9 protein-coding genes are annotated in these 8,921 nt (G+C 34.6%); 3 read left to right on the top strand and 6 right to left on the bottom strand.

What is annotated here, in order from left to right; genetic code table 11:
* Positions 1-140: 140 nt before the first annotated feature.
* Complete coding sequence (locus tag FTT70_RS13045; RefSeq protein WP_078081115.1) at positions 141-1,016, top strand: SDR family oxidoreductase; 876 nt, start codon at positions 141-143, stop codon at positions 1,014-1,016.
* Between the two features lie 91 nt (positions 1,017-1,107).
* On the top strand, positions 1,108-2,277 hold the full coding sequence (locus FTT70_RS13050; protein ID WP_179989164.1) for an ATP-binding cassette domain-containing protein: 1,170 nt from the start codon (positions 1,108-1,110) through the stop codon (positions 2,275-2,277).
* A gap of 125 nt (positions 2,278-2,402) precedes the next feature.
* On the opposite strand, the gene FTT70_RS13055 is transcribed toward FTT70_RS13050, so the two are convergent.
* The 5 genes from FTT70_RS13055 to FTT70_RS13080 form a co-directional block, all read right to left on the bottom strand.
* Positions 2,403-3,107: an IS6-like element IS1008 family transposase gene (locus tag FTT70_RS13055; protein ID WP_043963410.1), complete on the bottom strand. Its 705-nt coding sequence runs from the start codon at positions 3,105-3,107 to the stop codon at positions 2,403-2,405.
* 241 nt (positions 3,108-3,348) lie between these two features.
* A complete protein-coding gene (locus FTT70_RS13060) occupies positions 3,349-4,149 on the bottom strand; it encodes a DUF2310 family Zn-ribbon-containing protein (protein WP_114237944.1) in 801 nt (266 codons plus the stop codon).
* A gap of 1,558 nt (positions 4,150-5,707) precedes the next feature.
* Entirely contained in the window at positions 5,708-6,073 is a 366-nt protein-coding gene (locus FTT70_RS13070; protein WP_218944957.1) for a RepB family plasmid replication initiator protein, read from the bottom strand.
* Positions 6,074-6,112: 39 nt separating this feature from the next.
* Positions 6,113-6,817 carry an IS6-like element IS1008 family transposase gene (locus FTT70_RS13075; RefSeq protein ID WP_043963410.1) on the bottom strand — a complete coding sequence of 235 codons (705 nt, stop codon included), beginning with the start codon at positions 6,815-6,817 and terminating at the stop codon, positions 6,113-6,115.
* A 245-nt stretch (positions 6,818-7,062) separates the two neighbouring features.
* On the bottom strand, positions 7,063-7,422 hold the full coding sequence (locus tag FTT70_RS13080; RefSeq protein ID WP_179989163.1) for a surface-adhesin E family protein: 360 nt from the start codon (positions 7,420-7,422) through the stop codon (positions 7,063-7,065).
* A 171-nt stretch (positions 7,423-7,593) separates the two neighbouring features.
* Here FTT70_RS13080 and FTT70_RS13085 point away from each other — a divergent pair, with 171 nt between their 5' ends.
* Positions 7,594-7,788, top strand: a complete 195-nt coding sequence (locus FTT70_RS13085; protein WP_050595110.1) for a type II toxin-antitoxin system RelE/ParE family toxin — start codon at positions 7,594-7,596, stop codon at positions 7,786-7,788.
* Between the two features lie 94 nt (positions 7,789-7,882).
* Here FTT70_RS13085 and FTT70_RS13090 read toward each other — a convergent pair whose 3' ends face one another.
* On the bottom strand, positions 7,883-8,677 hold the full coding sequence (locus tag FTT70_RS13090) for a hypothetical protein (protein ID WP_031946098.1): 795 nt from the start codon (positions 8,675-8,677) through the stop codon (positions 7,883-7,885).
* Between the last annotated feature and the right edge of the window lie 244 nt (positions 8,678-8,921).

Genomic DNA, 8,921 nt, shown 5'->3' on the forward strand with positions numbered 1-8,921 from the left:
TGATACCATTTTTCTTTATACTATCACTGAGGCAGGTTGGACATTTGATTGCTAGAGTTATTTGCATTTCTCTATTTTATCAAAATCCAATCGGCTTTTTCTTCAGCATACTTTTTGAAACACTACCGAGGAGATTATTTATGACATTTAATAACAATGAAAATACACGTGTGTGGTTTATTACAGGTGCAAGCAGTGGACTAGGATACGAATTCACAAAAAAAGCATTGGAGTCAGGAGAGAAGGTTGTTGGTGTTGCTAGAAATATTGAAAAACTGAATGAGTTAAAATGCCAGTTTGAAGGAATGTTACTTCCTTTAAGTCTTGATGTTACTGATAGAAGTGCTGTTTCGACTACAGTGGAAACTGCCATTAAACATTTTGGAAGACTCGATATTGTCATTAACAATGCAGGGAATATGGTAATGGGAATGATTGAAGAATTTAGTGAAGATGAAGTTAGAAGCCAAATGGAAACTAATTTCTTCGGTACAGTATGGGTAAGTCAAGCTGTTATGCCGTACTTGCGGGCACAAGAATCAGGTCATATTATCCAGATATCTAGTATTGGTGGACTGATTAGTGGTCCAATGTCGGGAATCTATAGCGCTAGTAAATTTGCTTTAGAAGGATTTAGCGAGGCTTTAGCACAAGAAGCTGCACATTTTGGTATAAAAGTATCTATCGTAGAACCTGGAGGTTACTGGACGAATCTATACTTAAAAATGAGTTTTACTACACAGAAAAAAGAGTATGATTCATTACGTGAAAAGTTGGCCCAACAATATTCAAACGAATCGGTGGATAGTGATCCTAAGTTAGCCGCCGAAGCTATAATGAAACTGGTTAATAGTGAGAATCCGCCTCTCCGATTAGTTCTGGGAAGCCTTGTATATGATTTAGCTGTTGAAAATGCAGAAAAACGTATATTTACATGGAAAGAGTGGGAATCAGTCAGTCGTTCTTCGGAACATGGGATTCCTGCACCAGAAGGATACGGAATAATTGAGGAATAGAAACCCTAAGAAATAAACTCTCTAAACTACAAAAACTAATTAATGATTTAATATGTTTATTAACTTAATCGCTAGAAAGGGAGGCGATTGTATGGAATTGATAAAAATGAGAGGAATAGAAAAATATTTTGGAGGCAAGCTTCTTTTTACTTTTGATAAATTAACTGTTTTTAAGAACGATATTATTGGTGTAGTCGGGTTAAACGGAAGTGGAAAAACGACGTTGTTGGAGATCATTAACAATGATATAGCTCCTGACAAGGGAAATGTTGAGGTTAAGGGAGATATCTCTTATTATAAACAATTCGGTCAATACCACGAATCAGTAGATTCTTGGCAATTGAAAGAATTTCGCTCCAGCTCAACAATATCTGAAGGTTGGTTCAGTGGTGGGGAAAAAACTCGTTTACGTTTAGCTGAGACTTTTTCTAAGAGTAGTTCAATACTTTTACTAGATGAACCAACAGCGAATTTAGATACTAAAGGGATTCAATTGCTAAAGCGAAATTTAGGAAAATATAACACAATGATGATTATTAGCCACGATACAAATTTATTAGATGAATTGTGTAATCGAATTATTGAGATTGACAACAATACCATTAACTGTTTTGACGGGAATTATACTGCATATAAACAGCAGAAGGAACATCAAATTCACACTGAGAAAAGAGAATATGAAAATTATCAAGCAAAGAAAAAGCAACTAGAGGAAGCTTATTTGCAGAAAAAAAGGCAAGCTGAAGCGATAACAGATAAGCCAAGGAATATGAGTAATTCTGAAATTAGAGCTAGAAGTTTCATATCTACTTACAAGTCTTTTGGAGGGCGACAAAAAGCAATAGCAAAGCAAGCAAAAGCCGTGCAATCACGAATAGAGCAGTTAGATGTAAAAGAACAAGTCGAAGAACAGGCAAATATTCGAATTAATTTTGAGCTAACAAATCCCCCGAAAAATAAAATATTAATTCGTGGTGAAGAAGTAACTTTTGGATATGATAATCATTTGATTTTTAATCATGCCTCTTTTGAAATCCGAAACAAACAAAAAGTTGCTGTATTGGGGGATAATGGAAGTGGTAAATCTACTCTTTTTTCTTTAATCAGAAATAAGTATGAAGGGATCTATGCTGTACCGAAATTAAAAATTGGTTATCTGTACCAAGAGTTTGAAAATTTGCAGCCAGATAAAACTTTACTGGAGTCTGTCTTGTCTGACAGTGTACAAGAAAATCAGGTGGTGTTTCAAAAAGTATGCTGACATTAAATGAAGCCATTATTGATGTAAAAAAAGGTTAAGTCGAAAGCTTTAAAATGGTTTTCAATCTTTTTTGGGCACTGTTGCAAATAGAGATTTGAGTCGATGATGTTCCCTTTAAAAAGTGCTTAGAGACCGAAAACCCTGTTGATTAGACACACTTCACCCTGAGGCTGACCATAATAAAATGACGATGCTTGTCCTTTACGTAGTGCACGCATGACTTCAATACCTTTAATTGTGGCATAAGCAGTCTTCATAGATTTGAATCCTAATGTGGCCCTGATGATTCGCTTTAACTTACCATGATCACATTCAATGACATTATTTTTATACTTAATCTGCCTGTGCTCAATATCTACTGGACATTTTCCTTCTCGCTTTAACCGTGATAAAGCATGGCCATAGGTCGCTGCTTTATCTGTATTGATGACCCGTGGAATTTGCCATTTTTTCACCGTATTGAAGATCTTTCCTAAAAAACAATAGGCTGATTTACTGTTCCGTCTAGCGGAAAGGTAAAAGTCAATCGTATGACCACGTTGATCAACTGCACGATACAGGTAAGTCCATCGCCCCTTCACTTTGATATAAGTCTCATCCATATGCCATGAATGTAAATCTGTAGGGTTACGCCAATACCAGCGTAACCGTTTTTCCATTTCTGGAGCATAACGCTGAACCCAACGATAAATTGTACTGTGATCCACATTTATGCCTCGTTCAGCGAGCATTTCTTGAAGTTCACGATAGCTGATGCCATATTTACAATACCAACGAACAGCCCAAAGAATGATTTCACCTTGAAAGTGCCGACCGTGGAAGGGATTCATCTGCTGTATCTCGAAATAAATAAGATATTTAGCTTATCATGTCAGCCTATTTGCAACAGTGCCTTTTTAGGTGGTTCCGCTAGGGTATACTGAAAATAAACTTGTCCTGTACCTGATTCCAGTAAAACACTCTCCGAAAATATCGAGACGATTCACGGTTGGTTACAGATAGTTTGGGTGTTATTTTTATCTCTATGCTTGATAGGCTTTATGAGCTTACCACAAATAATTTTTCATTCGGTCAGTCCTCGCTTTCATCCGACCAATTTTGACTCAACTCACTCACCAAACGACTCTCATCGCATTTAAAATCAATATAGTGATAGGTATTGGCAGGCAATAGCCAATCCTGCCCTGTCAGTGGACATTTTTGTTCCATATCTTCTGCCTGTGTCCAATCACGGTAATTCATTAGAAAATAATAGGTGGGTACACCTGTGCTTTGTTCAATGATACGGCACAATTCTCGACCTATTTTGCTATGCTCAGAATTGGGATTTTGCATTTGCTCTAAGGCAAAGGCTTCACTTACTGGTTGAGAACCAAGCCACAAACGATATAACGCTTCAGCCTGACGATACCATGACCACACATTATCATAACAAGGGTGATCAGGTTGGGTATATGGGATTTTATATAGAGGAATGCCTTGTAAGGTTACTCCATCTAGTAAAGGCGAACTCCAGCCCCAACGCAACATGTAAAATTCAGATTGCGTTGGTACGGCATAACGGGGAAGAGGATAGTCATGGTCTTCTCCGATATACAAGGTTTGAATGGGTTTACCTGCTAACTGTTCGATTTTATTGTGCATTTCTTGGGCATAGCTGTTCATATTTTTACGGTCAAGGGCATCCATTTCAGGACACACCACAGTCACGCGAGTAATATCATTTTGGCTAACAGCTAAATGATGGTTACGGGGTAATATTTGTCCGTTGCCTTCTAAATTTCCTAAATAACAAAATACATCATGGTCGTGGCTATCATCATCTTCAGCGATACCTGTATATTGGGGTATGATAATATCAAAGGCGTGCATTTTTATATCTCATGCTTAATTTATATTAAATATATTTGGGGATGTTGCTGTTGAAATTGGTTAAAGTGCTGTCTTGTAGTGTCAATTTAACCTATACCGTCAATGCCGTACACTCTAAATATTAATAATACTTAAACTACTTGATATTATAACTATAATTTTTCTTATCATATTTACCGAAATAAGGAACAGCTACATCCTTATGCACTGTATTATTACTATCAGTATATGTAATTACTATAGAGTCTTCGGTGTCAGAATATTTTATAGGATACTTAAATGATTGATTAGGAGATAAATTACCTATATTTTCTGATTTATTAGTGGTTTTATAAGTTAAATTAACCTTAGTTATATCTTCGGAGGTTTTGTTATTTATAATTAGCATCCCTTCTGATTCACTTTGACTGGAACAAGCCACAGTAATTAATGCACTTAAGCTAATTACATACAGTTTTCTTATTGAGATCTTCACGAGCCAAACCTTTAGTTATTTTATTTAATACAAAATAATTCTATGCAAGAAATGCCACTCTCAACTTCTTAAGCCTATTGGAATGGCTGTATTACAAGAATTGTAAGTTTAATATTGAAAGTCTAACCTTCGTAAAATAAATGATTTAGCGAAAAAAAGTTGAGAGTTAAGCATAAAATGGAATCTTATTTTTCACCAAAGGAATTAGAAGATGTTAAAGAACCATTAGTTATAACTTTCATTTTGAGACTACCCTAAATTCTGTGTAACTATCTAGTTTTCTAAAATACTTCTTAAATTTTGTCAAAATGGCTTTATTAGCTCGAAAAACTAACTTTCTATACACCATGAAGTACACCGCGACTACCTAAATAACTCAATATACCAATATCATTAGCCTACAGCCTAAGGTTCTAGTCCTCACTAGGGTACCGAAGCAGTGAAATTGGTTTGCCATAGGCATACTAATCAGAGTATGAAAAAGAAACTCCTCTCTCTGCAAATTCTTGATTGAAAACACTAAGAACCTTCATACTAAAAGTATAATAAATAAGTACTAGCCTTTCTATTATGGTGATGTCGTTCATATTCCAAGATATTCTCCGATCATCTAATAACCCCTCCCAACTAGGATCGTTTATTTTAGGTATAGATTGACTGCCGTAAGAAGGTATTTGATCAACTAAATGACGCATATCATCGAGTTTTTGATTTGATAGGGGTTACCCCAGAATTTGGAGAAAATAGTACGACAAGGAATTTTGTCGACTAATTAATTTATTAAAATCAAAGATTTATATTTTTATGCTTTGCCTGTCTGCTAGAGATTGGCAACATGCAATTTAATTGAAAGATTTTTAACGAAGTTCTTAAATAACAACTACATAGAAGTAAATAAATGTACTTACCGCCCTATAATTTCCGTTTTCTGTGCTGACCCCTAATATAGCAGTTTTTCACTGAATAGAACTCAGATAACTTATCATTTGGTGATAGTCAGAAGCCTTTATTCCCTTAAAATAATTTTTGTTTTTGATATCAAGGACTACTTCTACCACAACCTGTAAACAGCGAATAAAAATCTTAAAATTTAAACCCTAATTTCGATAAGAAGGGTAAATATACTTTCTGCTTTTCACTATCTAATAATGCTTCAGCAATTTGTTCAGCAAACACATCGTAACTTCGACCTGCTTGCCCTTGTGCCAAATACGATGCCTCATGTAATTGAGATATTTTTTTAGCGAAGGCAAAGCGTTGATTATCGGTCATGGTTATAAACATATCTACTGTATGTGGATCACGCTCTGTCTTTTCAGCTTTTACCGTTTTGGGCTTGGTTCTTTGTTTAAATTTAAAGGTAAATCCTGTAATAGTGCGACCTTGCTTGTGTTGCTCATATTCAGCAATAATATCCGTGTGTTCGTTAATTTGACGGCACTGTTGCAAATAGAGATTTGAGTCGATGATGTTCCCTTTAAAAAGTGCTTAGAGACCGAAAACCCTGTTGATTAGACACACTTCACCCTGAGGCTGACCATAATAAAATGACGATGCTTGTCCTTTACGTAGTGCACGCATGACTTCAATACCTTTAATTGTGGCATAAGCAGTCTTCATAGATTTGAATCCTAATGTGGCCCTGATGATTCGCTTTAACTTACCATGATCACATTCAATGACATTATTTTTATACTTAATCTGCCTGTGCTCAATATCTACTGGACATTTTCCTTCTCGCTTTAACCGTGATAAAGCATGGCCATAGGTCGCTGCTTTATCTGTATTGATGACCCGTGGAATTTGCCATTTTTTCACCGTATTGAAGATCTTTCCTAAAAAACAATAGGCTGATTTACTGTTCCGTCTAGCGGAAAGGTAAAAGTCAATCGTATGACCACGTTGATCAACTGCACGATACAGGTAAGTCCATCGCCCCTTCACTTTGATATAAGTCTCATCCATATGCCATGAATGTAAATCTGTAGGGTTACGCCAATACCAGCGTAACCGTTTTTCCATTTCTGGAGCATAACGCTGAACCCAACGATAAATTGTACTGTGATCCACATTTATGCCTCGTTCAGCGAGCATTTCTTGAAGTTCACGATAGCTGATGCCATATTTACAATACCAACGAACAGCCCAAAGAATGATTTCACCTTGAAAGTGCCGACCGTGGAAGGGATTCATCTGCTGTATCTCGAAATAAATAAGATATTTAGCTTATCATGTCAGCCTATTTGCAACAGTGCCCTATAAAAAGGGAGCTTTAGAGACTGTAAATAAAACTGTATTTACACAGAATTATTTACACCCTCGTGTGACAGTGCCGCCCTAAATTAAATAACAAATTTTTTCTATCTTTACTCTTGAATTGTCATTTAGATCAGGATAACTACAATAATTCTCTGATCCCCCAAATCTCTCAAGTTTTTCTAATATTTTCCTGTACATACCTCCCTTTTAAGCGTATCTAGATTTGTATTTGGAATTATATATTCTTCTTTTGTAGGTTCCATAGCTATTGGATCACCTGTTACTTCTTTGTACATAACTCCTCCTAGTCTTCGGAATTTTTCTTGTTCGCAATCTATCTCATATAGAACTGTTGACCTATTCTTCTCCTCTTTAAACTCGGTTTCTACCCAAGCTCTTGTTATTTTGGGATTCTTTGTACTATTTAATTTTATAATTTTAGATTGATAATTTGCATTATCTATAATTATTTTTGCAAATATATTTTGAGCATTAAGAACCATTACGCTGATTAATGTAATTTTTAATAGTCTTTTCACCTACTTAGTCTCTTTAAAGCTAATTTCCAGAAATATACTTATATTATTTCTGTTGTTCAATTTATTTTTTAATTTAATAATTTTAAATGGGTTAAATGGGTAAGGACACACAAATGGGAAAAACTCCCTGTTGCTATACGAGATCAATTTAAGAAGTAACTAGCCAAAGTCATAGAGCAGCCACATATTCCAAAGAATATGCTGAGAGGCAATCTTGCAGGTTGCTATAAAATTAAATTATTAAAAGCTGGTGTCAGACTTGTCTATCAATTTAAAGATGATCAGGTAGTTATCTTGCTCATCACAGTCGGGAAACGAGCTGATAGCATAGTTTATGACGAAGCTAAAAAGCGTATTAAAGACTAAAAATGGGAGCTTATAGCTCCCATTTTGAATGGGTTCTAACATTTTGACTTTGCATAGCACCTATTATATTAATTTTAGGAATACTTAAGTTTAGTTAAGAACAATAGTCTTGTTTAAATCTTGAATAAGGAACATTTCTACGTTGTGTTAGATCTTTCCCTTTTAAATCATTGGCTAATTTATCTGATAATTCTTCACTAGATTTTATTTTGTTTGGAACCCATGAATAAGCATGTCTAGGTAAAATTTCAAAAAGATTAGTCATACCAGGTACATAAGAATACTTAAATTGAGTATAAACTTGATCATAGAATCCCTTACAGATTCTATCATTTTCTTTTGAAACTAAATTTCTATTCATAGATGTTGAGAAGTCATATAAGCTCCCATTTTTGTATTCATAATCATATTTTTTCCCAGTTTTAGGACTTTGGCTTGATGTTATTTTTATACCTGAATTAAGCTCTGAAATAGTAATATCTAATGACTCTTTGAATTCAATAGTTTCAGATTTAATTAATTTTGCTAGATCGTTAAACTCATATATAAAATAATGGCTTTCTGGGCTACTCATACCAAACCATGCGCCACATGTACTTGTTACAACATAAGTATTCTGCTGTTGCTTATATATCTTTTCTAAGATTTCACATTGTGGGTCGATCTCACTAATAAAACCAGCATTTCTATTATTGTTCTCAATAGAAAATGGATACTGTTTTACATATAACTCACTGTATTTATTTGTTATTTTATATAAACCAATATTTTCTGGATAACCTTCATTATTTTTTATAAATTTGAATGGCTTAACTTCAATGGCATACGCAACACTACCAGCCATTATGAGAATATTTAGTAGAAATATTTTAGAAAGAGGACTTTTCACTTTAAATACCTTATAAGTTTAAATTATAAAGTAATTTTAGCTACTAATTAAAAAAAAGGTGAAATATTCAATTATTAATTGTCCATTTAACATAATGGATATTATACGAAGTACACTTGTAACTCCAAAATAGAAATGTCCGGTTTCTCCAAAGTAAAAATGTCCGCTTTTAGAATATGCGCTGTTGCAATTTTCTTAGCGGACGGTTTGATATGTTGGTGTCTATGTCGGATAAAGAACTTAA

Origin of the sequence: Acinetobacter sp. YH01003 (assembly GCF_013420525.1) — a bacterium.
In the GTDB taxonomy this organism is placed as follows: domain Bacteria; phylum Pseudomonadota; class Gammaproteobacteria; order Pseudomonadales; family Moraxellaceae; genus Acinetobacter; species Acinetobacter towneri.

Bases quoted from the DNA above. Each gene is read 5' to 3' on its own strand.
- FTT70_RS13075 (WP_043963410.1), bottom strand. From the start codon at position 6,817: ATGAATCCCTTCCACGGTCGGCACTTTCAAGGTGAAATCATTCTTTGG.
- FTT70_RS13060 (WP_114237944.1), bottom strand. From the start codon at position 4,149: ATGCACGCCTTTGATATTATCATACCCCAATATACAGGTATCGCTGAA.
- FTT70_RS13045 (WP_078081115.1), top strand. From the start codon at position 141: ATGACATTTAATAACAATGAAAATACACGTGTGTGGTTTATTACAGGT.
- FTT70_RS13055 (WP_043963410.1), bottom strand. From the start codon at position 3,107: ATGAATCCCTTCCACGGTCGGCACTTTCAAGGTGAAATCATTCTTTGG.
- FTT70_RS13050 (WP_179989164.1), top strand. From the start codon at position 1,108: ATGGAATTGATAAAAATGAGAGGAATAGAAAAATATTTTGGAGGCAAG.